The organism is Roseospirillum parvum (assembly GCF_900100455.1).
GTDB lineage: Bacteria > Pseudomonadota > Alphaproteobacteria > Rhodospirillales > Rhodospirillaceae > Roseospirillum > Roseospirillum parvum.
The window spans coordinates 255,201-279,777 of sequence record NZ_FNCV01000005.1; the positions used below are offsets into that span (position 1 = coordinate 255,201).

The following is a 24,577-nucleotide window of genomic DNA, read 5'->3' on the forward strand; positions in this document are numbered from 1 at the left end:
GCTTACCGCTCCTTCAGGGCCATGGCCCGGTTGTAGAAGTTCATCAGGAACGAGATCGACAGGCTGATGGTGAGATACACGGCCATGGTCATGGCGACGATTTCCACCGCCTGGCCGGTCTGGTTGAGGGTGGTGCCCATGAACACCGAAACCAGGTCCGGATAGCCGATGGCGGTGGCCAGCGAGGAGTTCTTGGTCAGGTTCAGGTACTGGCTGGTCAGCGGCGGGATGATCACCCGCATGGCCTGGGGGATGATCACCTTGCGCAGGGTGACCCCCGGCTTCAGGCCCAGGGCGTGGGCGGCCTCGGTCTGGCCGTGGCTGACCGACAGGATGCCGGCCCGGACGATTTCCGCGATGAAGGCGGCGGTGTACATGCTGAGGGCCCACAGCAGGGCCATCAGCTCGGGGATGACGCGCACCCCGCCGCCGAAATTGAAGCCCTTGAGGGCCGGCACGTCGAACGACAGCGGCAGGCCGGTGAGCAGGAAGACCACCCCCGGCAGGGCGACGATCAGCCCCAGGCCGGCCCAGCCGGTGGGGAAGGGCTGGCCGGTGGCGTCCTGGCGCTTCCTGGCCCAGCGGGCGATGACCACGGTGCCCACCACGCCGGCGACCAAGGCCGCGACGACGGCCCAGAAGGCCGGCTCGGGCACCGGGGCGGGCAGGTAGACGCCACGGTTGTTGGCGAACACCGCGCCGCCCATCTCCAGGCTCTGGCGCGGCCCGGGCAGGGTCCTCAGCACCGCGTAGTACCAGAAGAAGATCTGCAGCAGCAGCGGAACGTTGCGCAGTGTCTCGATGTAGGCCAGGGCCAGCTTGGCAACCAGCCAGTTCTTCGACAGCCGGGCGATGCCGATGACGAAGCCCAGCACGGTGGCGATGGCGATGCCCAGGCCCGAGACCAGCAGCGTGTTGAGCAGCCCGACGATGAAGGTGCGGCCGTAGCTGAAGGTCTCGTCGTAGTCGACCAGGCTCATCAGGATGCCGAAGCCGGCCGGGTTCTCGAGGAACGCAAAGCCGGTGGTGATGCCCCGGCTTTCCATGTTGGCCAGCGTGTTCTGGAAGATGGTCCACAGGAACAGGCCCAGCAGGCCGAGCGCCAGCACCTGGAAGGCGATGGCCCGCACGCGCGGGTCGTTGATCGGGTTGGGGCGGCTGGGCAGGTCCGGGGCGCCGTTGGCGGGGGTGTCGTATCGGGGATCGGCGGCCATGCCTTATCCTTGTCGGGCAATCAGGGGGGGCATGAGGGGGGGGTGGAAAAGCGGGGAAGCTGGAGGGGGGCGAAAAAGCGGGGAAGCGGGGACCCCGGCGGTCCCCGCTTCCGAAGTGGGTGTTGTGGACGCCTAGCGGATCGGCGGGGCGTACTGGATGCCGCCCTCGGTCCACAGGGCGTTGAGGCCCCGCGCGATGGCCAGCGGGGTGTCCTTGCCCACGTTGCGCTCGAACATCTCGCCGTAGTTGCCGACCTGCTTGACGATGTTGTAGGCCCAGTCGGCGCTCAGGCCGAGCTTGGCGCCCATGTCGCCCGAGGTGCCCAGCAGGCGCTGCACCGAGGGGTTCTCGCTCTTCATGTTGTCGTCGATGTTGGCCGAGGTGATGCCCATTTCCTCGGCGTTGAGCTGGGCGAACAGCGACCACTTGACGATGTTGAACCACTCGTCGTCACCCTGGCGGACGACCGGACCCAGCGGCTCCTTCGAGATCACCTCGGGCAGCACCACGGCGCTGTTCGGATCGTCGAGCTTGGTGCGCAGGGCGTAGAGCTGCGACTGGTCGGAGGTCAGCACGTCGCAACGGCCGGCCGAGAAGCCCTGCACCGTCTGGTCGGAGGTGTCGAACACCACCGGCGAATAGTTCATGCCGTTGAGGCGGAAGTAGTCGGCCAGATTGAGCTCGGTGGTGGTGCCCGACTGGATGCACACCGAGGCGCCGTCCAGTTCCTTGGCGCTGGTCACGCCGAGGCTCTTGCTGACCAGGAAGCCCTGGCCGTCGTAGTAGTTGACGCCGGCGAAGTTGAGGCCCAGCGAGGTGTCGCGGGTATGGGTCCAGGTGGTGTTGCGCGACAGCATGTCGATCTCGCCCGACTGCAGGGCGGTGAAGCGCTCCTTGGCGGTCAGCGGGATGAACTTGACCTTGGTCGCGTCGCCCAGCACGGCGGCGGCGACGGCGCGGCAGGTGTCGACGTCAAGGCCGGTCCAGTTGCCCTTGTCGTCGGGCAGGGAGAAGCCGGGCAGGCCGGTGGAAACGCCGCAGATCATCTCGCCGCGTTCCTTGACGGCGTTCAGGGTTTCGGCGGCCTGGGCGGGGGCGGCCATCAGGCCGACCGTGGCCAGGGCCGCGGTGGTCAGGCTGACAAGGGTCTTCATGTGGGAAGTCTCCCGAAGCGATGGACGGTGGGAATGGGGTGGGGAGGCGGCACGGACGCGCGCGACATCGCCGGCCGGAAACCCGGCCGCTGGCGTGTGGGGACTTGCAAGGGCGAACGGCTCGACAGAGCCATTGGCTGTGGGCCACATGCTGGCGGACACCACGCTCCCGATCGTACCTGTTTCGTCGAACCCGCCTGACCCCTGGTGATTTTTTTAAGCCGGGGCCTTGGGGCGGACTCGCTTCCTCCCGGGCGACGCCTGTGGGAGCTCCAAACAGGGACTCCGAAAGCGCCGATCCACGCAGACTATAACCAGCCCAAAAGGCGCTGGCGACAGGTTTATGACCGGATTGTGCCGATTGTGTCCGCGTTTGGGGTGGGGCAAGGCGGATCAAGGCGATGAAGATCCGCCAATGTTCCTCTTTTGCGCGCGGTTCCGCGCGGCGCGCCGTGGCTGACCCGACGGCGTGGAACGCCTGGGTCGAACGCTGTCCCCGCAATCCTCGCGACAGTGGGAATCGTCCGACTTCCGGCCCGGTCAGGCTGGCGGGGTCGTCTGCAAAGCGCACCCTAGGAGCAGGTTGCGTGCTTTGCGACTCACCCAACAGGCTCCAGGCTATTGATATTCCCGCAAGTCGTCGTCGTTGACCGGTTCGGGCGATCCGTTCCGGATGGCTCGGGAGTTGCCCTATTCGGCCGGCAGCAGGGCCATGGCCTTCTGCGCTTCGGCGCCCAGGGCGGCGTTGCCGGCCCGGCGGAACAGCTCGGCGGCGTGGCGCAGGTGGCGGCCGGCCTGACCCGGGGCGGCCTTGGCCTCCAGCCGTCCGAGATCGAGCAGGCAGGCGCCTTCGCCTTCCAGGTCGCCGCCGGCGGCAAAGCGGCGCACGGCGGCGGACAGGGCATCGCGGGCCCCATCCCGGTCGCCCATGCCGGCCAGCAGCCGGCCGAGTTGGCGCCGGGCGTCGGCCTCGTCGAGCAGATCGCCGCTGTCCTCGAACAGGCCGATGGCGGTTTCCAGGGCCTCGTGGGCCCGGTCGGCGTGGCCCAGGCGGGCTTCCAGGTTGGCCAGCCGGCTCAGGGTCAGGCCCAGGCGCAGCACCGATTCCGAGCGCTCGAAGCGCTCCCGGGCCTCGCTCAGGCGCTCCAGGGCGATGTCCTCGTCGCCCCGGGCGGCGGCCCGCTCGCCCCAGGCCAGCAGGGCGTCGCCTTCCAGGCGTACCACCCCGGCGGCGCGGGCCAGTCGGCGGGCGCTGTCCAGATAGCTGTCGGCGGTGGCCTCGTCAGGGCTGAGTTCGGCCAGGGCGATCAGGGCTTCGGCCTCGTGGCGCTGGTCGGGCAGCCCGGCCCACTTGGCGCGCGCCTCGACCAGTGCCTCGACCGCCGGCTTGTGATCGCCGGCCTGGGCCAGGGCCTGGCCGAGCAGCATCAGGGCGCGGGCCTCGCCGCCGTCGTCGTCGTGGCGGCGGGCGAACATGCGGGCCCGGCGGGCGGCCTCGGCGGCGCGCCGGGGTTCACCGTTCAGCAGCAGCCGTTCGGCTTCGGCGAGGCTGTCCACCGATTCCTGATCGGTCGGCCGGACGGGTGACGACGGATCGCTCATCTCCAGAGCCCCCCAGGTGTATGGGCCAGAAGCGTGGCTGACCAAGGGGTGGCCAGCCGGCATTGACCCTTGCAACGCGCGGCCTTTCAAGGCTGCCGCTTGATGACAACTCTAGACACCTTTCACGGTTCCGTAAACCTGTCTGAGGGGGCGCGCGGGGTCAGCCGAAGGGGTACTCGGCCTCCCGTCGGTAGCTTGGGCCGTCCGGTCGCAAGTGGCTGGAAAAAAGACAGAATTCATCGACCGTGAAGGGCGGTGTCTGGATCAGGTTGTGGGCCTGGATGAAGCGCCCCAGGCGCGCCGGGTCGGGATGCTTGAGGCGGGCCAGGGTGACATGGGGGGTGAAGCGGCGCCGTTCGGGCTCAAGGCCGGCCGCCTCGATGGCCGAGATCACCCGCCCCTGAAGCTGGACCAGGGCCGCCTCGCGGGGGGCGGCGATCCACAGGGCGCGCGGGCTGCGTCCCCGGTCGAAGGTGCCGATGCCCTGCAGGTGCAGGGTGAAGGGGGGGGAGCGCACCCCCTCCAGGGCCTCGGCCAGCTCGGCCGCCGCGCCGCCGTCGACCTCGCCAATGAAGGCCAGGGTCAGGTGCAGGTTCTCCGGTGGCACCCAGCGCGCCCCGGGGATGCCGCCGGTCAGGCCGGTCAGGGTCTCGACCACCGGGGCGGGCAGGGGCAGGGCGACGAACAGGCGCATGGCGGGAAACTCTATCGGCAACAGGGGATCATGGGGTGGCGCGGGCGATCAGCTCTTCCACCTTGGGCAGCATCCGGCGGACGATCTCGGCCACCCCCTCCTCGGTGGGGTGCAGGCCGTCCGGCTGAAGCAACTCGGGCTGGGCCGCCACGCCCTCCAGGAAGAAGGGATACAGCAACACCTCGTGCTGGTCGGCCAGACGGGGATAGAGCCCGTTGAAGGCTTCTCCGTACTCCGGCCCCAGGTTGGGCGGGGCCATCATGCCGGCCAGCAGCACCGCCACCCCGGTCCCCTTCAGACGGGCGATGAGTTGTGACAGGTTGGCCTCGGTGCGCCCCGGGTCGAGGCCGCGCAGGCCGTCGTTGGCGCCCAGTTCGACAATCGCCGCGTCGGGCGGGGTGTCGCCCAACTGCCAGGCCAGCCGCGACAGGCCGCCGGCGCTGGTGTCGCCGGAAACCCCGCCGTTGATCACCTCGACGGCGTGCCCGCGCGCCGTCAGCGCCGCCTCGAGCTGGGCCGGAAAGCCGGCTCCCTGGGGCAGGTTGTAGCCGGCCGTCAGGCTGTCGCCCAGGGCCAGGATGCGCAGCGGCGCGGCCGGCTGGCTCGCGTTGACATCGCCGATTGGGGCGCCATATGCCAGCCCAAGGGCCAGAGCCAGCCCAAGCAGTCCGGCGAGCATCCGTCGCCGCCCGAAACCGTTGCCTGGAGGTGGCATCCGCATGGCCGTTTCTCCCTTGTCTGCCGAGACCCCGGCGGTGCGCCTGGAGGGGCTTGAGTTGACCCTGCCCGGGCCGGCCGGGCCGGTTTCCATCCTGCGCGGCATCGACCTGGCCATCAACCCGGGCGAGGCGGTCGGCGTGGTCGGCCCCTCGGGCTCGGGCAAGACCACCCTTCTGATGGTCATGGCCGGGCTGGAACGCCCCACGGCCGGCGCCGTGGCGGTCGCCGGCACCGACTTCGGCCCCTTGAGCGAGGATCGGCTGGCCCTTTTCCGCCGCCGTCATGTGGGGATCGTTTTCCAGTCGTTCCACCTGATCGGCACCATGACGGCGCTGGAAAACGTCGCCGTGCCGCTGGAGTTGGCCGGCGTGCGGGATGCCTTCGAGCGGGCCCGGGCCCAGTTGGTGGCGGTCGGTCTGGAGCACCGGGTCGGCCACTACCCGGCCCAGCTTTCCGGCGGCGAGCAGCAGCGGGTGGCGCTGGCCCGGGCCTTTGCCCCGGCCCCCGCGCTGCTGTTGGCCGACGAGCCGACCGGCAACCTGGACCAGGGCACCGGCTCTCAGGTGATGGACCTTCTGTTCGCCCTCAAGGAGGAGCATGGCAGCGCCCTGGTGCTGATCACCCACGACCCCACCCTGGCCGGGCGCACCGACCGGGTGGTGCGCTTGAAGGACGGCCGACTGGACGATGGCTCCGGCCAGCCAGCGGCGGCGGGAGACGCGGCATGACCGAGGCCCCCATCGATATCCCGCGCGCCCATTTCCACGACAACCGGGCGCGGCGCTACGACGACACCATCCGCCGGGTCATTCCGGCCTACGACAGCCTGCACCTGATGAGCGGCCTGCTGCTCAAGGAGCTGCTGCCGGCCGATGCCCGGCTGCTGGTGGTGGGCTGTGGCACCGGCACCGAGATGGCCGCCTTCCTGGCCGACAACCCGGGCTGGACGGCGGTCGGCTGCGACCCGTCCGAGGCCATGCTGGCGGTCGCCGCCGAACGTCTGGACGAGGCCGGGGTGGGGGCGCGGGCCGAGCTTCACCCCTGCACCGTGGAGTGCCTGCCCGCCGAGGCCACCTTCGATGCCGCCACCATCCTGCTGGTCATGCATTTCCTGCCCGATGACGGCGCCAAGCAGAGCCTGCTGACCGCCACCGCCGGGCGCCTCAAGGCCGCCGCGCCGCTGATCCTGGCCGACATGCATGGCGATCCGGAGACCGAGCACCACCGCCGCCTGCTCGCCGCCTGGGCCGGCTGGCAGGCCCGCCACGGCATCCCGCCGGAGGAGATCGAGAAGGGCCTGGCCCATGTGCACCGCGACATCCACCGGGTGCCCCTGGAGCGCATGATCGCGCTTTTGGAAAGCGCCGGCTTCACCGACATCGAGCACTTCTTCCACGCCCTCATCTTCGGCGGCTGGACGGCCCGCCGGGCGGCCGGGGAGGGGGCATGAGCCGGATGCCGGTGCCGGTGCGTCTGGCCCTGCGCGAATTGCGCGGCGGGGTGCGCGGTTTTCGCATCTTCCTGGCCTGTCTGGCCCTGGGGGTGGCGACCATCGCCGCCGCCGGCTCGATCGGCTCGGCGGTGGAAAGCGGGCTGGCCAGCGACGCCCGCCGGCTGCTCGGCGGCGATCTCGACTTCAGCCTGATCTACCGCCCCATCCCGCCCGAGGCGCGGGCCCGCCTGGACGAGATGGGCGCGGTCTCCGAGCAGCGTACCTTGCGCGTCATGGCCGGCAACCCGGACAGTGACCGCCGCGCCCTGGCCGAACTGAAGACGGTGGACGAGGCCTACCCCCTGATCGGTCAGGTGGAACTGGAACCGCCCCTGCCGCTGGCCGAGGCGCTGGCCCGCCGCGAGGGCGTCTGGGGCGCGGTGGCCGATCCGGCCCTGCTCACCCGTCTGGAGGCACAGGTGGGCGATGTGCTCACCTTCGGGCAGGCCCGGGTCGAGGTGCGCGCCGCCCTGATCACCGAGCCCGACCGGGTGGCCAGCGTCACCGCCTTCGGGCCGCGCCTGATGACCGCCCAGCCGGTGCTCGAGGCAAGCGGCCTGATCCTGCCCGGCAGCCTGATCACCCATGGCTACCGGCTGGCCCTGCCGCCGGGCCGCGATGCGGGGCAGGTGCGGCGCACCCTCAACGCCGAGTTCCCCGACCTGGGCTGGCGCATTCGCGGCCTGGATCGGGCCGCCCCCGGCCTGCAACGGATGATGGAGCGGGTCACCCTGTTCCTCACCCTGGTCGGGCTGACCGCCCTTCTGGTCGGCGGCATCGGGGTGGCCAACGCGGTGAAGGCCCATCTGGACGGCCGGGCGGAGACCATCGCCACCCTCAAATGCCTGGGGGCCAGCCGGGCCCAGGTGGGGCTGACCTACCTCATCCAGATCGGCCTGTTGGGCGGGCTGGGGATCGTCATCGGGCTGGTCCTTGGGGCCCTGGCGCCGCTCGCCGCCCAGGGGCTGGCTGGCGATCTGTTGCCGATCAAGACGGGCTTCGCGCTCTATCCGGGGCCGCTTGCCCTGGCCGCCCTGTTCGGCGCCCTGACCGGCTTCACCTTCAGTCTGCTGCCCCTGCTCCGGGCTCAGGTGATGCCCGGCGCCGCGCTGTTCCGCGATGCCGCCCTGGCCGGCGGGGCCGGGGGGCGGCTGCCCTGGCGGATGCGGCTGGCGCCGTTGCCTTTTGCCGGCCTGCTGGCGGCGCTGACCGTGCTTGCCGCGCCGCGCCCCGACTTCGCGCTTGGCTTCGTGGTGGCGGCGGTGGCCGGTTTGGTGATCTTCCGTCTGGCCGGCGACGCGGTGACGGCGCTGGCCCGCCGGGTCAGCCCCGGGGCCGGGCGGCCGGGTCTCAGGCTGGCGGTGGCCAACCTGCACCGGCCCGGGGCGGCGACCATCAGCGTGCTGCTGTCGCTGGGTCTGGGGCTGACCGTGCTGGTCACCGTGGCCCAGATCGAGGGCAACCTCAAGGCCCACCTGCTGGGGCGCCTGCCGGAGCGGGCCCCGGCCTTCTTCTTCATTGACCTGCAACCCGACCAGATGCCCGCCTTCCGCGACCTGCTGGACAGCACCGAGGGGGTGGAACTGGTCAATCAGGCGCCGATGATCCGCGGCCGGGTGGTGGCCTTGAACGGCGCTCCGGTGGAGATCGACAAGGTGGCGCCCGATGCCCGCTGGGCGGTTCGCGGCGACCGGGGCCTGACCAGCACCGCCGCGCCGCCCGCCAACCTGGACCTGACGGCCGGGCAGTGGTGGCCCGAGGACTACGCCGGCCCGCCCCTGATCAGCCTCGCCGACGGCATCGCCGAGGGGTTGGGCGTCGGGGTGGGGGATACCATCGACCTCAACATCCTGGGCCGCACCCTGACCGGCGAGATCGCCAGTTTGCGCCGGGTCGACTGGTCGAGCCTGTCCATGAACTTCTCGTTCATCCTCTCGCCGGGGGCGCTCGCGGGGGCGCCGGCGACCTGGATCGCCACCGTCACCGCCGACAGCCCGGCGGCCGAGGACCGGCTGGAAAAGGCGGTCGCCGAGCCGTTCCCCAACGTCTCGGCGATCCGCGTCCGGCAGGCCCTGGAGAGCGTCAACACCATCCTCGCCGCCGCCGGGCAGGCCATCCGCATGGCCGCCGCCGTGGCCCTGGTGGCCGGCGCCCTGGTGCTGGCCGGCGCCATCGCCGCCGGCCATCGCCGCCGCCTCTATGACTCGGTGGTGCTGAAGGTGCTGGGCGCGACGCGCGGCGACCTGACCCGGGCCTATGCCCTGGAGTACGGGCTGCTGGGGGCCATCGCCGGCCTGCTCGCCGCCGGTCTGGGGACCGGGGCCGCCGCCCTGGTGACGGAAAACCTGATGATGATCCCCTTCACCTTCCTGCCGACGGTCACCCTGACCACCGTCGCCGGGGCCGGCCTTTTGACCCTGGTGGTCGGCTTCGCCGGGACCTTCAAGGCGCTCAACCAACCGGCCGCGCCGCTGCTCAAGAACGAGTGAGGGAGGCAAGGGGGCGCCGCCCCCTTGACCCCCGCTGGGGAGGCCGGGGGCCTCCCCAGACCCCACCATGAGTCAAAAACCCGCCAGGGGGGCTTGCCCCCCTGGCGGGTTTTTAAGTCACGGTGGGGGTCCGGGGGGACCCCTGGTCCCCCCGGCGGGGTCAAGGGGCAGCGCCCCTTGCTTGCCTCAGTCGATCTGGCGGGCGTAGGTGTCGAGCGGTGGCACGGTGTCGATCAGCCCCTGTTCCTTGAGGAAGGCGCCGAAGGTCTCGTAGCGGGTGGTGTCCAGCGCGGCGGGGCGCAGGGCGAAGCGGGGCAGGGTGTCGGCCCAGGCCCGCCGGTTCAGCTCGTCGTTCAGGTCCGGGTAGGCCTGGGCGAACATCTCCCAGCTTTCCTCGGGGTGGTTGACCATGTGCCGGGTGGCCCGGCCGATGGCGGCGACCAGCTTGGGCAGGCGGGGATCGTCCAGGTGGTCGCGGTGGGCCACCAGCACCAGCTCGTCATAGGCCGGCACGCCGTGCTCCTCGGGATAGAAGGCGCGGCCCGGGGTGCCGTTGATGTCCATCTGGTTGAGCTCGAAGTTGCGGAAGGCGCCGATGGTGGCATCCACCTTGCCGGCAACGATGGACGGCGAGAGGGCGAAGTTGACGTTGATCAGCTCCACCTCGTCCAGCTTGACCCCATGGCTGGCCAGCATGGTGCCGAGCAGGGCGTCCTCGAAGCCGCCCACCGAGTAGCCGATCTTGCGCCCCTTGAGGTCGGCCAGGGTCTTGATCGGCCCCTCGTCCAGCACCACCACCGAGTTGAGCGGCGTGGCGACCAGCGTGGCGATGCGCACCAGGGGCAGCCCGGCGGCCGCCTGCATGTGGACCTGGGGCTGATAGGTGACCGCCACCTCGGCCTTTTCGGCGGCGACCAGCTTGGGCGGGTCGTTGGGATCGGCCGGGGCGATCAGTTCCACTTCAAGGCCGGCCTCGGCGAAGTAGCCGGCCTCTTGGGCCACCACCAGCGGCCCGTGGTCCGGATTGACGAACCAGTCGAGCAGCACGGTCAGCGGCTTGGCGGCGGCCGGCGGGATGGTCAGGGCGAGTAGGCAGAAGGCCAGGGCCAGAGGGCGCAAGAGGGGGCGCAAAAGTCGGCGCAACATGGCGGGTCCTTTTGGTCAGGCGGAAGGAGCCGCCCGGGTGCGGCTGTCCGGCACCCAGGGCAGCAGGCGGGCAAGGCCCCGGTCGACCGCCCAGTAGAGGGCGACGGCGAACAGGGCCAAGGTGAACAGGGCGGCGAACATCAGGTCGATCTGCATCCGCGCGTTGGCGTGCAACATCAGGTAGCCGAGGCCGCCGCTGGCCCCGACCCACTCGCCAACCACGGCGCCGATGGGGGCCACCGCGGTGGCCACCCGCAGGCCCGAGGCCAGGGCGGGCAGGGCGGCCGGCAGGCGGACCAGCAGCAGCACCCGCCACGGCCGGGCCTGCATGACCCGGGCCTGATCGAGCCACAGGGGGTCGGTCTGGCGCAGGCCGTCGAGGAAGGCGGCGGTGACCGGGAAGTAGATGATCAGGGTCGCCATGGCGACCTTCGAGGCCAGCCCGTAGCCCAGCCACAGCACCAGCAGCGGGGCGATGGCGAACACCGGGATGGCCTGGCTGATCACCAGCAGGGGCAGCAGCCAGCGTTCCAGGGTCCGCACCTGGGCCAGGGCCAGGGCCGAGACCACGCCGAGCAGGCACCCCAGCAACAGGCCGAGCAGGATCTCGGCGCCGGTGATCAGCGCGTGGTCGAGCAGCAAGGGCGCCTTGGCCCAGGCGGTCTGGGCGGTGGTCAGCGGCCCGGGCAGCAGGTAGTCGCGTTCTCCGTTCAGCCAGTGGGCGGCCTGCCACAGCAGCAGCAGGCCGGCCAGGGTGACCAGCGGGCGGACCACTCGGGCGAGGCGCTGGCTCATCGGCCGCCCTCCGCCGCCAGATGGTGCAGGCGCTCGAGCAGCGCGGCATGGCGGGCCGGCAGGTCGCCGGCGGTGGGGGAGCGGGGCGGCACCCCGGGGGGAATGATCGGGGTGTCGAGGCGGGCCGGCCGACCGTGCAGGATGAGAATGCGGTGGGCCAGCCTCAAGGCTTCCATGGGGTCGTGGGTGACCATCAGCACGGTGCGCCCGGCCAGGGTGCGCGCGGCGAGGTCCTGCAGGTCGAGCCGGGTCACCGGGTCGAGGGCCGAGAACGGCTCGTCCATCAGCACCACCGGGCGGTCTTCCATCAGGGTGCGGACCAGGGCGGCGCGTTGGCGCATGCCGCCGGACAGGGCGTCGGGGCGCAGCCCGGCCTGGGCCTTCAGGCCGACCGCCTGAAGCAGCGTCGCCAATCGCACCCGATCCACCGGCTGGCCGCGCAGGCGGGCCCCCAGGGCGCCGTTGTCGGCCACCGAGAGCCAGGGCAGCAGGCCATCGGATTGGGCCATGTAGGCCACCCGGCCGGCCAGTCCACCAGTCCGCCCGTCCGTCAGGTCGCCATCCGGCCCCAGACCGGCCAGCGCCTTGAGCAGGGTGGACTTGCCCACCCCGCTGGGGCCGAGCACGGCGGTCCACTGGCCGACCGGCAGGGACAGCCGGAGCGGCCGGCTGAGCGGGGCGCCGCCGGCCTTGAGGATCAGGCCGGCCACCTCGATGGTCGCCGGGTCGCCGGGCGACTCGGGGTGCGGAGGGTCTGCGGGCGGTACGCGGTCGAGCACGGAAAACCTCGTCCCTTCGCCGGCATTACCCGGATCAGGTGCACGCGAGTGGCGTCTAGGGGTCGTTTCCCGTTGCCTGGAAACCTCTCAGCCCGCGGCGCGCGAGCTCCCCCCGAGTGGAAGTCGCGAGTCTGTAACCGAAACCGGTCGGCGGTCAAGGGGGTTGCCGAAGCGGGGCCGGCGGGCGATGACGGAATGTGGTGAGAGCAAAGCGGAGGAAAGGGCCGATGCGTGGCTGGCTGGTCTTGCTGTGGCTGGTTGTCTGGACTCCTCTGGCCTCTCCGGCCCTGGCCGAAGGAGGGGCCGAGGGGACGGCGCCAGTCTACCCCGAGCGGGCGGTGATCGAGACCGCCGACCCGGCGGCGCGCCACGTCTTCCGGGTCGCGCTGGCGGTCACCCCGGCCGAGCGCGCGCGCGGCCTGATGCATCGCGCGCACCTGCCGGCCGACGCCGGGATGCTGTTCGACTTCGGGGCCACCGGGCGGGTCGCCATGTGGATGAAGAACACCCTGATCGGCCTCGACATGCTGTTCCTCGACGCCGGCGGCCGGGTGGTCTGGATCAAGGCCGACGCCGAACCCGGTTCCGAGGCGATCATCGCCAGCCCATGGCCGGCCCGCGCCGTGCTGGAGGTGCCGGGGGGCACCGCCGCCCGCCTGTCCATCGACCCCGGCGACGTGGTCCGCCACCCGATGTTCGACCAACCCTGAGCCCGTCTCAGGCCGGCGGGCGGACGGTCAGCAGGGCGGTCAGGTCGTCGCTCAGCGGTCGCTGGAGGCGCGACAGGAAGGGGTCGAGCAGCCCTTCCAGGGCCAGCCCGGGGCCGGCCGCGCGGGCGGCCTCGGCGAGCAACTGGCGCACCCCCTCCCGGCCCAGGGAGCCCCCCTCGTCGCGGCCGCATTCGGTCAGCGCGTCGCTGTGCATCAGCAGGGCCTGGCCGGGGGCGAAATCCATCTGCCGGGTGTCGTACTGGCCGCCGGCCAGGATGCCCAGCGGCAGCCCGGCGCCCTGGCCGGCGGTGACCTCGCCGCTGGCCAGATCGACCACCAGCGGCGCCGGGGCCGAGGCGGCGGCGTAGCTCAGGCGGTGCTCGACGGTGTCGAACACGGTGAACAGGGCGGTGGCGTACTGGCCGGTGGGCAGCAGGCCGGCCAGCCGGGTGTTGAGGCGGGTCAGGAAGTGGCCGGGGTCCTCCATGCCGCCGCGCAGGTCCTCGAGCAGGGTGTGCAGGCGGAAGGTGTTCAGCGCCGAGGAAATGCCATGGCCGGCGAAATCGACCATCCACAGGGCGAGGCGCCGGTTGTCCAGGGCGACCACGCCGAACAGGTCGCCGCCCAGCTCGGCCGAGGTCTCGAAGTGGGTTTCCAGCCGCAGGCCGAAGCGCTGGCCCAGGGTGGTCAGGCGGCCCGCCTCGGGCAGCAGTTCCTGTTGCATGCGCCGGGCGGCGTCCAGGTCGTCGGCCAGCCGGGCCTTGAAGGCCTCGAGGTCGGCCCGGGTGTCGCGCAGCTTGGCCTGCATGGCTGGCACCACCGGGTCGCGCCCCCGGGTCACCGCCAGTTCGCGGGCCTCTTCCGGGTTCGCCGTCTGACCCTCGGTGAGGATGGTGGCAACCACCTGATTGCCGCGCCCCCGGTACTCCAGGCTGTCGAAGGACAGGTCGCGGGCCAGGGCGATGCCGCGGCCGTGGGTGTCGAAGACACGCTCCGGGTCCATGGTCAGGTAGCGCCGCCAGTCGAAGCCGGCGCCCTGGTCGGTGATGGTCACCTCGATCTCGCGGGCCCGGCGTTCGAAGGTCACCTCCACCTCGCGGTCGCGCCATTCGGGGTTGGCCAGTCGGCGGGCGATTTCCCCGTCCAGTCCGCCGTCGGCCAGCAGGGCGGTCTTCTCGGCGTAGGTGATACCGAGGTTGCCGTGCTCGACCGCGTTGAGCATCAGCTCCGACAGTCCGACCACGCGGCGCCGGGGTTGCGGCATGGCGGCGGCCAGGACGACCGCCAGATCGCTGCCCTGGCGCGGCGTGCGGAAGGTGAAGCGCCCGGCCTCGAGCAGGCCCAGGGCCAGGGTGCGTTGGTCCACCTCGTCGCTGAGCCGGCGGTAGCGGGCCCGGTCGGCCACCGCGGCGGCGACCACCTGGAGCAGAAGCTCCGGATCGAGCGGCTTGGTCAGGTAGTAGTAGACCCCGGCGGCAATGCCCTCGACGATCTCTTCCTGGCGGTCGGCGGCGGTCTGCATGACCACCGGCAGGCCGTCCAGCGCCGGGGTTGCCTTCAGGCGGGCCATCACCTCCATGCCGTCCATGCGCGGCATGCGCCGGTCGAGCAGCACCACGTCGAAGCTGTTGCCCTCGCGCTCCAGCAGGGCCCAGCCGTCGTCGCCGTCCTCGGCCTGGACAACGGTGTAGCCGGCGCCGGAGAGGTGGGCCTCGAGCAGGGTGCGCACCGGCAGGCTGTCGTCGATGACCAGGATGCGGGCGCTCGACATGGCGGGGGGTCCTCGTGGTGGCGGCCCTGGGGGGCGCCGGGTGGGCCGCAGGTTGGGCGCCGGGTGACCTGCCTGGGAATGGAAACGGGCCGGCCGGGGATGGGCCGGCCCGTTTCGGGGTCCGTTCGCGATGGGCCTGCGGTGTCGCCCCGGGTCCGGTGGGTGGGCCTACCTGCCGGGGCGCCGGGGGCTCAGTCGGTGGTGCGCTGGACGATATGGAACAGGGTGTCGAAACGGGCCAGTTCCAGGGTTTCGCGAACCTCGCCCTTGGGGTCGACCAGCAGCACCGAGGCGTTGCCGGCCTCGGCCTGCTCGCGCAGGGTGAGCAGGAAGCCAAGGCCGGCCGAGTCCATGAAGGCAAGTTCCTTCAGGTTGACCTCGATCTGGCCCGGGCGGGCGGCCATCAGCTCGCTGACCAGGCGGTCGAAGTCGCCCCGGTCGTGGCTGGTCAGGCGCTCGCTGAGGTGGACGATGACGGTGCTTCCATCCTTGGTGATCTGGTGCTTCACGGCGTGACGTCTCCGCGTTTGACGGGGGCATGGGGCGGCGCCAGCAAGGCGGCCACCCGGGAGAGGAGCGGTTGGCTCAGACGGTCGGGGCCCGGGCCTGGACGAAGGCCTGGAAGGGATCGACCTGCCTGTCGGTAAGGTCCAGGCGAATATGGGTGGCGCTTTCGGTGCGTGCCACCACGATGGCCTCGACCGCGCCCACATCGGGCAGCTCGATGGTCAGCGTTTCGCCACGCTCGGCCTCCACCGAGCGGTCGAGGGTCCCGACGCCGGACAGCGCGATGTCCTGCAGCAGGCACGAGCGCACCCGGCCTTCCTGGTTTTCCACCTGGACGCCGACGTTGAGGGTGCGCAGGGCGTGCGCCTCGCGCTCGTCGGCGCTGCCGGCGCGGATGATCGCTTCCAGCGCGGTCTGCATCATGCCGACCCGCTCGTTGACCTCCTCGGACGACTGGCGCACCTCGCCGGTGTGGGCCCGGGTGGTATCGGCGCTGGCCGAGACGTCCTGGATGCTCTGCGCCGCCTGCTGGGTGCTTTGCGCCGCCTGCTGGGCGTTGTGGCTGATCTCGCCGGTGGCCGCGGTCTGCTCCTCGACCGCCGCCGAGACGGCGGTGGTCACCTCGTTGATCTCGCCGATCACCTTGACGATGCCCTGGATGGCGCTGACCGCCTCCCCGGTCGCCGCCTGCATGGAACTGATCTGGCTGGCGATTTCCTCGGTTGCCTTGGCGGTCTGGTTGGCCAGCGTCTTGACCTCGCCGGCGACCACCGCGAAGCCCTTGCCGGCCTCGCCGGCCCGCGCCGCCTCGATCGTGGCGTTCAAGGCCAGCAGGTTGGTCTGCTTGGCGATGTCGCTGATCAGCTCGACCACCTCGCCGATCTGGTTGGCGGCGTTGGCCAGGCTCTTGATGCGCTCGTTGGTCGTCTCGGCTTCCTGCGCCGCGCGGTGGGCGATTTCCGAGGAACCGGTGACCTGTCGGCTGATCTCGCTGATCGAGGAGGCCATCTCCTCGGCCGCCGCCGCCATCGCCTCCACCGCCGAGGCCGATTCCTGGGAGGCGCCGGCCGCCGCGGTGGCGCTCTCGGTGGTGTGGTCGACCGATTCCGACATCTCGTGCGCCGCCTGACGCATCGCCTCGGCCTGTTGGTGGACGATGGAGATGGCGCCCCGCACCTCTTCTTCCAGCGCGTTGGTCAGGGCGAACATCTCGCTTTTCACCCGGCGGGCGTTGCGGCGGTGTTCGGCCTCCTGAGTGGCCTGCATGCGCACGACCTTCTGGCTGTTCTCCTTGAACACCTCGACGGCGCGGGCCATCACGCCCACCTCGTCGCCGCGCTCCTGGTCGGCGATGTCGATGTCGAGGTGGCCACCGGCCAACTCGGCCATGGACTTGTTCAGGCGCCCCATGGGCCCGACCACGCCACGGATGATCATCACCGAGATGATGATGGCGATGATCAGGAAGCCGCCGCCCACCGCCAACTGCTTCGAACCGCCCCGCCAGGCGGTGGCGTTGACGTCGCTGACGTAGACCCCGGTGCCCAGCACCCAGCCCCAGGGTTCGTAGGCCTGGGCCCAGGAAACCTTGGGTTCGGCGGTGTCCGAGCCCTTGCGGGGGAAGCTGTAGGTGACCTTGCCGCCGCCTTCCCAGGCGGCCTCGATCATCTCGCTGACGAATGTCTTCCCGTTGGCGTCGGCCAGATCGATCTTGCTGGTGCCCTCCCAGGCCTGATTGGGCGGGAAGACCTGCATGATGCCGCTGTAGTCGAAGGCGAAGACGTACTCGCCATCGCCGTAGGTGATGCCCCGCAGGGCGGCGCGCGCCCGGTCCTGCGCCACCTGTTCGTCCATCAGGCCGAGATCAACCAGGGAATCGTAGTAGGCGATGATGCCCAGGCCCGATTCGACCACCGAACGGACCATGACCACCCGTTCCTGGGTGATCTCGTGGCGCAGGATCTGGAAGGAAAAGGCGATCACACCCGCCAGACCTAGCGTTGCCAGGATGGTTGGCAGCCAGATTTTGCGGCTGATGCGGACGTTGCTCAGGCCGAAGCCGGATTTGCGGGTGGACATGGTTTTGTGTAACTCCCAGTGCTTCCTGGTTCCCCACAACGAGCAAAGCACTTTTGAGCATAAAAAGGCAACACTTGGTGCGTTTGCTGGTCGCCGTGCAGGAATTTGCCGCGCCGCGGCATGGATCGAGGATCAGCCGTTTGTGCCAGGGTTGTCAATGAGCTGCAACAATCCGTCATGGCTGGCAAGCATTCTCCGCCGGTCGCGCGGCGGCAGTGCGGTGGAGGGCGCGGCGGCAGGCTCTTCCGTCGAGGGCAGGGCGTTGATCTGGCCCTTTAGGTCGGCGTCTGGTGCTGGCGCGCGACGCGCGATTGGGCCGGCGACGATCACATTCCGTGGCGGGCCAGGGCGTCGTCCAGGCTGCGCGGACGTTTCTGGCCGGCCGCCTCGGTGAACATTTCAAGCTGCCACTCCATTTCCGTGCCGGAAAGATGGAAGCCGCTGTCGTCGTTCGGCTTGATCGCCTGCTCCGGTGCCACCCGGCCGAGCTGCATCTGCAGGGCGACCGCGTCGCGGGCCGAGAAGCCGCCTTTCCAGGCAACCGCCAACAGGCCCTTGGCGCTGTGCTCCTCGACGATGGTGCCGACCACGTCGGGCGGCAGGTCGGCCAGCACCGCCAGGGCGCCGATGACGAACTCGGCCTCGCCCCGGGCCAGCCGGTTGAGCACCTTCTGGTGCGACAGGCCGTCCGGCTTGGCCGCCTCGCGCTGGGCCGCCTCGTAGGCCAGGCTCAGCGAGCGGCGCCAACTGTCGAGGTGGAAGTCGACCTTGCCTTCAGTCTGGTCATCGTCCCGCGCCCGGTCGTTGGGGGCCGTGGCCGGCAACCCGCCGTCCTCCGAGGCGAGACGGGTCCGCACCACCCGCAACACCTCGGCCACCGTCTCGGCGTCCAGGTCCTGGCGCGCCGCCAGGGCGCCGAGCAGGTTGGCGGCGACAAAGCAGGCCAGACGCCGGGCAGCGCGGCTGTGCAGGCCGGGACGGCGGACCAGCGGGTCGTGCCAGTCGGGCCGCCCCTCGGCGCGCTCGATCAGGCGATCCAGGGTTTCCTCGCGGATCTGCGCCGAGGTGTTGGCCAACAGGTGGGTGATGGCGTCGCCGTCGTCGGTCTCGGCGATCGCCGTGCTGACCCTGATCCCCACCCCGATGCGCCGCGAGATGGCCGACAGGCGGGCGCTGACCGGGGCCTCGGCGATGATCTCCAGCAGGTCCTCGTCGGTCAGCACCGGCGAGAACTCGAGCACCGGGGTGCTGACCGCCACCTCGGCATCGCGGGCCAGGCGGCGCATCACCTCGGCCGGGGCGGCGGCGACGTCCTTCAGGGTCTCGGCCAGGATGCGGCGCACCCGGGGGATCTGGTCGCGGGCCAGGCATTCCAGCACCTGGTGGGCGAGGTCGTGGATGCGGGCGTGATCCTGGTCCGACAGGTGGGGGCACAGGCGGGCCACCTTGCCGGCCAGATCGGCCCGCACGTCCTCTTCCTGGTCGCGGGCCAGCAGCAGTTGCGCCTTCAGCGGGGTGGCGGTGTTGCCGGCGATCGCCTTGCGCACCCCGACGTCCGGGTCCTCGGCCAGGAAGTAGAGGATTTCCGGCACCACGTCGTCGCGGGTGGCCAGCTCGCGGCGCACCGCCGGGTCGTCGTGGCGGGCCAGGGTGCGGGCCCGCTCGTAGGTCAGGCTGCTGGCCGGGTCGCCGCCCATCAATCTCTCCAGCAGGGATGTCATGGGCCGTCGTCCGCCGGGGCCCCGGGTCCGCCCGGCCCGGGATCGGAGGCTGTTCGCCACGCCGCCTTGCCGGCCCGCTTGGCGGCGTACATGGCCTCGTCGGCGCGGTGGGCCAGGGCGTTCAGGTCTTCCCGCACCCCCGGCATGGGCAGGGCCAGACCGATCGACAGGCTCAGCGGCTGACCGGTCGCCGATTCATTGGCCAGGCTGGTCGCCGCCGCCTCGATCAGCGACTGGGCCTTGGCCTCGGCCACGGCGCGGTCGGCGCCTTCCAGCCAGATGGCGAACTCGTCGCCGCCCAGGCGGGCGACCAGATCGGTCGGCCGGGTGTGGCCGAGCAGCAACTCGCGCACCCTGATCAGCACGGCATCGCCTTTCTGATGCCCGAACTGGTCGTTGACCGGCTTGAAGTTGTCGAGGTCGACATAGAGCAGGGCGCCGCCGCCCGTGGCGTGTTCGGCCCGCTGCAGGCGGCGCTCCACCTCCTCGCTGAAGGCGCGGCGGTTGAACAGCCCGGTCAGGGCGTCGGTGCGCGAGATGCGCAGCATGAACTCGTGCTGCGCCACCTGTTCGTTGGTGATGCCGATCTGCTCGGCGATGTCGGCGACCAGCAGGCGGTCATCCTCCGACCACGGGCCGCGACCGGCGGCGCGCCAGACGATCAACACCCCGTTGATGCGCTGATGGTAGCGGGTCGGCACGGCAAGCACCCGGTGGCCCTGTTCGCTGACTTCCAGCAGGTCGGCCCCCTCGCTGACCGTCTGCACGATCGGTTCGGCGGCCCGGCTGGGCAGGGCGCCCCAACTGCCGCCGGCCATGAAGTGTCCGCTCCCGGCGTCGTGCCGGCCTGCCTCGCTGACGGCGGCCGGATCGGCGCCGGCCAGACGGAAGATGTGGCAGGCGGTGACGCCCAGGCCACGGGCCACCTTCTCGGCCGCCACGGCCAGCATCTCGTCGGGCTGGATCAGGTCGCGGAAGGCGCGGGCCATGTGGGCCAGGGCCATTTCCCGATGGCGCGCCTGGTTTTGCGCGATGCTGCGCCGCCGTTCGCCGGTCACGTCACGGCACACCCCGCGCACCCCGCTCCAGCGGCCGCGCTGATCGAACAGCGGGGCCGCGGTGGCGATCACGCAGGCCGCCGCGCCATCGGCCCGTTGCAGCCACAGCTCGGCCTCTTCCACCGGCTGGCGGGTGAAGAAGGGCAGGTTGTCGGTGCCCATGCCCTCCAGGGCCAGGTCGTAGGGGTCGCAGCCGACCAGGGTTTCGGCCGAATAGCCCAGGGCGCCCTTCGGCGAGACGAAGGTGAACTGGCCGTGGGCGTCGGTCTCCCAGGCGAAGTCGCTGCCGATCTCGACGAAGTCCTTGTAGCGCTGGCGGGATTCGACCAGCGCGGCACGCAGGTTGTGCTCCAGGGTGACGTCGTCCAGCACGATCAGCGCACCCCGCCCGGCGGCGTCGGCCCGCTTGCCCGGGGCCAGGGCGAGGGGCAGCGAGAGGACCTTGAAGCGGCGCGGGCCGTCCGGCAGATCGAGCACCAGATCGCCGCCCACCCGGCCGCCGCGGGCGATCTCGCGGGACAGCCGGCCGAGCGCCTCGAGCTGCGGCGTTTCCACCGAGGCGAGCAAGGCTTCGGCGGCGGGGTTGGTGGTGCGCACCACGCCGTCGCTGTCCAGCCCGACCACCGGGGCGTCGACGGCGGCCAGGGCGTCGGTGTCGAGACGGGCCCAGCCGAGGTCGATGCTCTCCGTGTCGGGGGGCGGGTATTGCTGGCTGTCGGGGGCCGGACCGGGGCTCAATCCACCACCTCGCTGGTTATTGGGGCAAGGAGTTTATCAGCCGTTCCCGGCCTTGTCATCGGCTGGCCAGGGGCTGGCCAGGGGGCTGGTCAGGAGGCTGGTCAGGAGGCTGGCCAGAGGGTGGCCAAGGGCACCCGGGCGCGGGAGATTGACTTGCCGGGTCTTGGCCTTATCCTCTTGCCCGGCGGCCGCCCCGAGCCCAACCGGATCGACCGGCGCCGCCCACCATTCCGCCCGCCGGTCCCGCCTTGCCAGAAGGATTTTCCCCACCATGAATTCCGCCTTTGACAGCCTCCAGGCGACCATCGACCAGGCCTGGGAGGATCGCCAGGGCATCTCGCCAGCCACCGGGGGCGCGGTGCGCGAGGCGGTCGAGCAGGCACTGAACGGCCTCGACCGCGGTGAGTTGCGGGTGGCCGAGAAGGTGGACGGCGCCTGGCAGGTCAACCAGTGGCTGAAAAAGGCGGTCCTGCTGTCCTTCCGCCTGAACGACATGAGCCCCATCCCCGGCGGCCCCGGGGGCGGCCACTGGTGGGACAAGGTGCCGAGCAAGTTCGACTCCTGGGGCGAAAGCGACTTCAAGGCGGCCGGCTTCCGCGCCGTGCCGGGCTGCGTGGTGCGCCGCTCGGCCCATATCGCGCAGGGCGTGGTGCTGATGCCGAGCTTCGTCAACCTGGGGGCCTATGTGGACAGCGGCACCATGGTCGATACCTGGGCCACCGTCGGCTCGTGCGCCCAGATCGGCAGGAACGTGCATCTGTCGGGCGGCGCCGGCATCGGCGGCGTGCTCGAGCCGTTGCAGGCCGGCCCGGTGATCATCGAGGACAACTGCTTCATCGGGGCCCGCGCCGAGGTCGCCGAGGGGGTGATCGTCGAGGAAGGGGCGGTGCTGTCGATGGGCGTCTACATCGGCGCCTCGACCAAGATCGTCGACCGCGCCACCGGCGAGGTGCACATGGGCCGCGTGCCCAGCTATTCGGTGGTGGTCCCCGGCACCCTGCCCGGCAAGCCGCTGCCCGATGGCGCGCCCGGCCCTGGCCTCTACTGCGCGGTGATCGTCAAGCGGGTCGACGAGAAGACCCGCTCGAAGGTGTCCATCAACGACCTGCTGCGCGACTGAGCCCCCGGGAACACCCCCGCTCCGGGACCGCCGTTGCCGACCCATTCCCTGAATCCGCCCTGGCCGGGCTGACGGAGAGACCATGCCAGCCCGCACCTTCCTCTCCGACCCCTTGCCCCTGGCCCGGGACCTGATCCGCCGCCACAGCGTCACTCCCGAGGATGACGGGGCGCTGGAGGTGTTGGCCCGGGCCCTGGGCCAGCTTGGCTTCGAGTGCTTTCCGGTCACCTTCGAGGCGCCCGACACCGCCCCGGTGAACAACCTCTATGCCCGCCTGGGGCCGGCCGAGGCGCCCAACCTGTGCTTCGCCGGGCACACCGACGTGGTCCCGGCCGGCGACGGCTGGAGCGTCGATCCGTTCGCCGGGCGCATCGTCAACGGCACGCTGATCGGCCGCGGCGCCGCCGACATGAAGGGCGCGGTGGCCTGTTTCGTCGCCGCCGTGGCCCGCCGGCTGGCCGGCATGGGGCCGCCGCCGGGGGCGATCAGCCTGCTCATCACCGGCGACGAGGAAGGCCCGGCGGTCAACGGCACGGTGCGCCTGCTGCCGTGGATCGCCGAGAAGGGCGAGCGGCTGAGCGCCTGCATCGTCGGCGAGCCGAGCAACCCGACGCGCATGGGCGAGATGATCAAGATCGGCCGCCGGGGCAGCGTCAACTTCAGGCTGATCTCGCACGGCCGGGCCGGGCACGCCGCCTATCCCCATCTGGCCGACAACCCCATCCCGCCACTGCTCGCGGTGTTGCAGGCGCTGACCGCCGCGCCGCTGGATGAGGGCAGCGACCATTTCGACCCCTCGACCCTGGCCCTGACCAGCCTCGACGTGGGCAACCGGGCGGAGAACGTCATCCCCGGGCGGGCCGAGGCGCGCTTCAACATCCGCTTCAACGACCATCACCACAGCGAGGCCCTGATCAGCCACGTCGCCGAGACCTGCGAACGGGTGGCCGGGGCGGGGCGCATCGAGATCGTGCCCCGGGTGTCCGGCGAGAGCTTCCTCACCCCGCCGGGCGTTTTCTCGACCCTGATCGCCGAAGCGGTGCGGGCCGAGACCGGGCTCGAGCCCGAGCTGTCCACCTCGGGGGGCACCTCGGACGCCCGCTTCATCAAGGACTATTGCCCGGTCGCCGAGTTCGGGCTGGTCAGCCGGACCATCCATCAGGCCGACGAGCAGGTGCCGTTGGCCGACCTGGAAACCCTGACCCGCGTCTACCGGCGGCTGATCGACGGCTTTTTCGCCGGCTCCTTCACCGACTCCACCTCCGAAACCGGGAGCACGCCATGACCCTGCCGACGATCGGCGAGGTGGCGGCGGCGATCGCCGGGGTGGCCCGGCTGATCCGCCTCGACGCGACCGGCTTCCTGATGTTCGACGCCAGCCCGCGCGGCTTCTGGATGTCGTTCTGGGCGGCCGCCGTGATCGCCCCCATGGTCGCCCTCAACAGCCTGGTGTTCGCCATTTCGCAAGGGATGACCGGCGGTCTGGTGGTGCAGATGGTCGGCGACGTGCTGGTCTTCGCCATCGGCTGGATGCTCTATCCGCTGATCATGCTGCCGCTGGCCGACTGGATGGAACGCGGCCAGCACGGGCTGCGCTATCTGGTCGGCTACAACTGGTTCCAGGTGTTTGCCAACGTGGTCGCCCTGCCGCTGCAACTGTTCGCCGCCAGCGGCAGTCTGGCCGGCGGCATCGAGCAGTTGCTGTTCTTGGGCTTTATGTCGGCCCTGCTGCTGTATGGCTGGTTCATGGTCCAGAAGGGTCTGGACGTGGGCCCCGGCACCGGGGCGGCGCTGGTCATGGTCGATGTGGTGGTCAGTCTGCTGGTGGCCGCCATGGCCATGCAGTTGCCCGGCCTGACCCCCTGATACCGTCGGTGCCGGCCGGCGGGGCGGCTTCGAGGCTGCGCCCGGCCTCAGGCGGCCTGGGAGTTCTCGGCCTGGGTGAGCAGGGCGTGCAGGCCCTCGCCGCTGTCGCTGCCGCGCAGCTTCTCGCAGGTGCCCTTGTCGCGCAGCAGACGCGACACCCGGGCCAGCGCCTTCAGGTGATCGGCGCCGGCGGTTTCCGGGGCGAGCAGCAGGAAGATCAGGTCGACCGGGCGCTCGTCGATGGAGTCGAAGTTGATCGGGCGTTCCAGGCGGGCGAACAGGCCCATCAGGCGGTCCAGCTGGGCCAGCTTGCCGTGGGGGATGGCGATGCCGTTGCCGACCCCGGTGGTGCCCAGGCGCTCGCGCTCCAGAAGGGTGTCGAAGATGGCCCTTTCGTGCAGGCCGCTGAGGTCGGCGGCGCGGCGGGCCAGTTCCTGCAAGGCCTGCTTCTTGCTGGTCGCCTTGAGGTTGGCGATGACGGCCTCGGAGGTGATGAGATCGGAGATTTCCATCGCTGACCTTCTGGATTGGGATCGCCCATTGGGGGGCGTTGTTTGAAGGATGGCGGTCGTGGTGACTGAACGCCTCGCGGTCGACCGGCGGAACGGCCCGTCGAGGGCGGTGGTGTGCGGTTGGCGGCGTGGCCCTTGGCCTATGTGGTCCTGGCGCTGTCGGTCACATCGTTCCGGTCACGGGCCGGGCGAACCTTGCAAAAACGTGGTTCGCGATCATTGTTCCAAGGGGATGGTCCTGCCCTGTTTGCCTTGGTTCCCGTACCGGGTCGGGTTGGTGGCGCTTTCCGGGCGGAGCGTCGGCGCCGGCCGACCCATCCGGGGCGGAGACGGCACGCCCAACCTTGTCCAAAAAGACCCTCTCTCTAGAGGGGGCGGACCTTAGTCTTGCCCCGCCCACCGTGTCAAG

The 24,577-nt window shown here is 70.9% G+C and carries 21 protein-coding genes; 7 read left to right on the forward strand and 14 right to left on the reverse strand.

The features are described from left to right. Positions 1-2: 2 nt before the first annotated feature. The 5 genes from BLR95_RS09650 to BLR95_RS09670 form a co-directional block, all read right to left on the reverse strand. Entirely contained in the window at positions 3-1,214 is a 1,212-nt protein-coding gene (locus BLR95_RS09650) for an amino acid ABC transporter permease (protein ID WP_092618984.1), read from the reverse strand. Positions 1,215-1,346: 132 nt separating this feature from the next. Continuing rightward, positions 1,347-2,369, reverse strand: a complete 1,023-nt coding sequence (locus BLR95_RS09655) for an amino acid ABC transporter substrate-binding protein (RefSeq protein ID WP_092618987.1) — start codon at positions 2,367-2,369, stop codon at positions 1,347-1,349. A gap of 690 nt (positions 2,370-3,059) precedes the next feature. Beyond that, positions 3,060-3,971, reverse strand: coding sequence for a hypothetical protein (locus BLR95_RS09660; RefSeq protein WP_092618990.1), 912 nt, complete (start codon positions 3,969-3,971; stop codon positions 3,060-3,062). Between the two features lie 160 nt (positions 3,972-4,131). After that, a complete protein-coding gene (thpR, locus tag BLR95_RS09665; protein ID WP_092618993.1) occupies positions 4,132-4,665 on the reverse strand; it encodes an RNA 2',3'-cyclic phosphodiesterase in 534 nt (177 codons plus the stop codon). Between the two features lie 28 nt (positions 4,666-4,693). Continuing rightward, complete coding sequence (locus tag BLR95_RS09670) at positions 4,694-5,386, reverse strand: arylesterase (protein ID WP_245689406.1); 693 nt, start codon at positions 5,384-5,386, stop codon at positions 4,694-4,696. Here BLR95_RS09670 and BLR95_RS09675 point away from each other — a divergent pair. Genes BLR95_RS09675 through BLR95_RS09685 form a run of 3 tightly spaced genes read left to right on the forward strand, consistent with a single transcriptional unit; the run spans position 5,385 to position 9,366 of the window. Continuing rightward, positions 5,385-6,113 (forward strand): ABC transporter ATP-binding protein, encoded by a 729-nt coding sequence (locus tag BLR95_RS09675; protein ID WP_092618999.1) that lies wholly within the window; start codon positions 5,385-5,387, stop codon positions 6,111-6,113. The genes BLR95_RS09670 and BLR95_RS09675 overlap by 2 nt on opposite strands. Further along, positions 6,110-6,835 carry a class I SAM-dependent methyltransferase gene (locus tag BLR95_RS09680; protein WP_092619002.1) on the forward strand — a complete coding sequence of 242 codons (726 nt, stop codon included), beginning with the start codon at positions 6,110-6,112 and terminating at the stop codon, positions 6,833-6,835. The genes BLR95_RS09675 and BLR95_RS09680 overlap by 4 nt, the downstream gene beginning before the upstream one ends. Next, complete coding sequence (locus BLR95_RS09685; RefSeq protein WP_092619005.1) at positions 6,832-9,366, forward strand: ABC transporter permease; 2,535 nt, start codon at positions 6,832-6,834, stop codon at positions 9,364-9,366. Before BLR95_RS09680 ends, BLR95_RS09685 begins: the two co-directional genes overlap by 4 nt. Positions 9,367-9,552: 186 nt before the next feature. Here the strand turns inward: BLR95_RS09685 and BLR95_RS09690 are convergent, their stop codons facing one another. Genes BLR95_RS09690 through BLR95_RS09700 form a run of 3 tightly spaced genes read right to left on the reverse strand, consistent with a single transcriptional unit; the run spans position 9,553 to position 12,086 of the window. Further along, entirely contained in the window at positions 9,553-10,512 is a 960-nt protein-coding gene (locus BLR95_RS09690) for an ABC transporter substrate-binding protein (protein ID WP_092619008.1), read from the reverse strand. A gap of 15 nt (positions 10,513-10,527) precedes the next feature. Beyond that, a complete protein-coding gene (locus BLR95_RS09695; RefSeq protein ID WP_092619011.1) occupies positions 10,528-11,307 on the reverse strand; it encodes an ABC transporter permease in 780 nt (259 codons plus the stop codon). Then, positions 11,304-12,086: an ABC transporter ATP-binding protein gene (locus BLR95_RS09700; protein ID WP_425438438.1), complete on the reverse strand. Its 783-nt coding sequence runs from the start codon at positions 12,084-12,086 to the stop codon at positions 11,304-11,306. The genes BLR95_RS09695 and BLR95_RS09700 overlap by 4 nt, the downstream gene beginning before the upstream one ends. Positions 12,087-12,313: 227 nt before the next feature. Between BLR95_RS09700 and BLR95_RS09705 the strand changes: the two genes are divergently transcribed. Next, a complete protein-coding gene (locus BLR95_RS09705) occupies positions 12,314-12,796 on the forward strand; it encodes a DUF192 domain-containing protein (protein WP_092619014.1) in 483 nt (160 codons plus the stop codon). Between the two features lie 7 nt (positions 12,797-12,803). Here BLR95_RS09705 and BLR95_RS09710 read toward each other — a convergent pair whose 3' ends face one another. From BLR95_RS09710 to BLR95_RS09730, 5 genes are all read right to left on the reverse strand, one after another. Next, a complete protein-coding gene (locus BLR95_RS09710) occupies positions 12,804-14,567 on the reverse strand; it encodes a SpoIIE family protein phosphatase (RefSeq protein WP_092619017.1) in 1,764 nt (587 codons plus the stop codon). Positions 14,568-14,758: 191 nt separating this feature from the next. Further along, on the reverse strand, positions 14,759-15,076 hold the full coding sequence (locus BLR95_RS15800) for an STAS domain-containing protein (protein ID WP_176787763.1): 318 nt from the start codon (positions 15,074-15,076) through the stop codon (positions 14,759-14,761). A gap of 76 nt (positions 15,077-15,152) precedes the next feature. Continuing rightward, entirely contained in the window at positions 15,153-17,153 is a 2,001-nt protein-coding gene (locus BLR95_RS09720) for a methyl-accepting chemotaxis protein (protein WP_092619023.1), read from the reverse strand. Between the two features lie 326 nt (positions 17,154-17,479). Beyond that, a complete protein-coding gene (locus BLR95_RS09725) occupies positions 17,480-18,874 on the reverse strand; it encodes a DUF2336 domain-containing protein (protein WP_092619026.1) in 1,395 nt (464 codons plus the stop codon). Next, positions 18,871-20,670: a diguanylate cyclase domain-containing protein gene (locus BLR95_RS09730; protein WP_092619029.1), complete on the reverse strand. Its 1,800-nt coding sequence runs from the start codon at positions 20,668-20,670 to the stop codon at positions 18,871-18,873. The genes BLR95_RS09725 and BLR95_RS09730 overlap by 4 nt, the downstream gene beginning before the upstream one ends. 271 nt (positions 20,671-20,941) lie before the next feature. Here BLR95_RS09730 and dapD point away from each other — a divergent pair, with 271 nt between their 5' ends. From dapD to BLR95_RS09750, 3 genes are all read left to right on the forward strand, one after another. Next, the gene (gene dapD / locus BLR95_RS09740) at positions 20,942-21,790 is read left to right on the forward strand and encodes a 2,3,4,5-tetrahydropyridine-2,6-dicarboxylate N-succinyltransferase (RefSeq protein WP_092619035.1); all 849 of its coding nucleotides are present in this window, start codon (positions 20,942-20,944) and stop codon (positions 21,788-21,790) included. 82 nt (positions 21,791-21,872) lie between these two features. Continuing rightward, the gene (gene dapE, locus BLR95_RS09745) at positions 21,873-23,075 is read left to right on the forward strand and encodes a succinyl-diaminopimelate desuccinylase (protein WP_092619038.1); all 1,203 of its coding nucleotides are present in this window, start codon (positions 21,873-21,875) and stop codon (positions 23,073-23,075) included. Next, on the forward strand, positions 23,072-23,656 hold the full coding sequence (locus BLR95_RS09750; RefSeq protein WP_092619041.1) for a hypothetical protein: 585 nt from the start codon (positions 23,072-23,074) through the stop codon (positions 23,654-23,656). The genes dapE and BLR95_RS09750 overlap by 4 nt, the downstream gene beginning before the upstream one ends. Before the next feature lie 47 nt (positions 23,657-23,703). Here the strand turns inward: BLR95_RS09750 and ptsN are convergent, their stop codons facing one another. Further along, on the reverse strand, positions 23,704-24,168 hold the full coding sequence (gene ptsN / locus BLR95_RS09755) for a PTS IIA-like nitrogen regulatory protein PtsN (protein WP_092619044.1): 465 nt from the start codon (positions 24,166-24,168) through the stop codon (positions 23,704-23,706). Positions 24,169-24,577 lie beyond the last annotated feature (409 nt).

Bases quoted from the DNA above. Each gene is read 5' to 3' on its own strand.
- BLR95_RS09650 (WP_092618984.1), bottom strand. From the start codon at position 1,214: ATGGCCGCCGATCCCCGATACGACACCCCCGCCAACGGCGCCCCGGAC.
- BLR95_RS09655 (WP_092618987.1), bottom strand. From the start codon at position 2,369: ATGAAGACCCTTGTCAGCCTGACCACCGCGGCCCTGGCCACGGTCGGC.
- BLR95_RS09660 (WP_092618990.1), bottom strand. From the start codon at position 3,971: ATGAGCGATCCGTCGTCACCCGTCCGGCCGACCGATCAGGAATCGGTG.
- thpR (WP_092618993.1), bottom strand. From the start codon at position 4,665: ATGCGCCTGTTCGTCGCCCTGCCCCTGCCCGCCCCGGTGGTCGAGACC.
- BLR95_RS09675 (WP_092618999.1), top strand. From the start codon at position 5,385: ATGGCCGTTTCTCCCTTGTCTGCCGAGACCCCGGCGGTGCGCCTGGAG.
- BLR95_RS09670 (WP_245689406.1), bottom strand. From the start codon at position 5,386: ATGCGGATGCCACCTCCAGGCAACGGTTTCGGGCGGCGACGGATGCTC.
- BLR95_RS09680 (WP_092619002.1), top strand. From the start codon at position 6,110: ATGACCGAGGCCCCCATCGATATCCCGCGCGCCCATTTCCACGACAAC.
- BLR95_RS09685 (WP_092619005.1), top strand. From the start codon at position 6,832: ATGAGCCGGATGCCGGTGCCGGTGCGTCTGGCCCTGCGCGAATTGCGC.
- BLR95_RS09690 (WP_092619008.1), bottom strand. From the start codon at position 10,512: ATGTTGCGCCGACTTTTGCGCCCCCTCTTGCGCCCTCTGGCCCTGGCC.
- BLR95_RS09695 (WP_092619011.1), bottom strand. From the start codon at position 11,307: ATGAGCCAGCGCCTCGCCCGAGTGGTCCGCCCGCTGGTCACCCTGGCC.
- BLR95_RS09705 (WP_092619014.1), top strand. From the start codon at position 12,314: ATGCGTGGCTGGCTGGTCTTGCTGTGGCTGGTTGTCTGGACTCCTCTG.
- BLR95_RS09710 (WP_092619017.1), bottom strand. From the start codon at position 14,567: ATGTCGAGCGCCCGCATCCTGGTCATCGACGACAGCCTGCCGGTGCGC.
- BLR95_RS09720 (WP_092619023.1), bottom strand. From the start codon at position 17,153: ATGTCCACCCGCAAATCCGGCTTCGGCCTGAGCAACGTCCGCATCAGC.
- BLR95_RS09725 (WP_092619026.1), bottom strand. From the start codon at position 18,874: ATGACATCCCTGCTGGAGAGATTGATGGGCGGCGACCCGGCCAGCAGC.
- dapD (WP_092619035.1), top strand. From the start codon at position 20,942: ATGAATTCCGCCTTTGACAGCCTCCAGGCGACCATCGACCAGGCCTGG.
- dapE (WP_092619038.1), top strand. From the start codon at position 21,873: ATGCCAGCCCGCACCTTCCTCTCCGACCCCTTGCCCCTGGCCCGGGAC.
- BLR95_RS09750 (WP_092619041.1), top strand. From the start codon at position 23,072: ATGACCCTGCCGACGATCGGCGAGGTGGCGGCGGCGATCGCCGGGGTG.
- ptsN (WP_092619044.1), bottom strand. From the start codon at position 24,168: ATGGAAATCTCCGATCTCATCACCTCCGAGGCCGTCATCGCCAACCTC.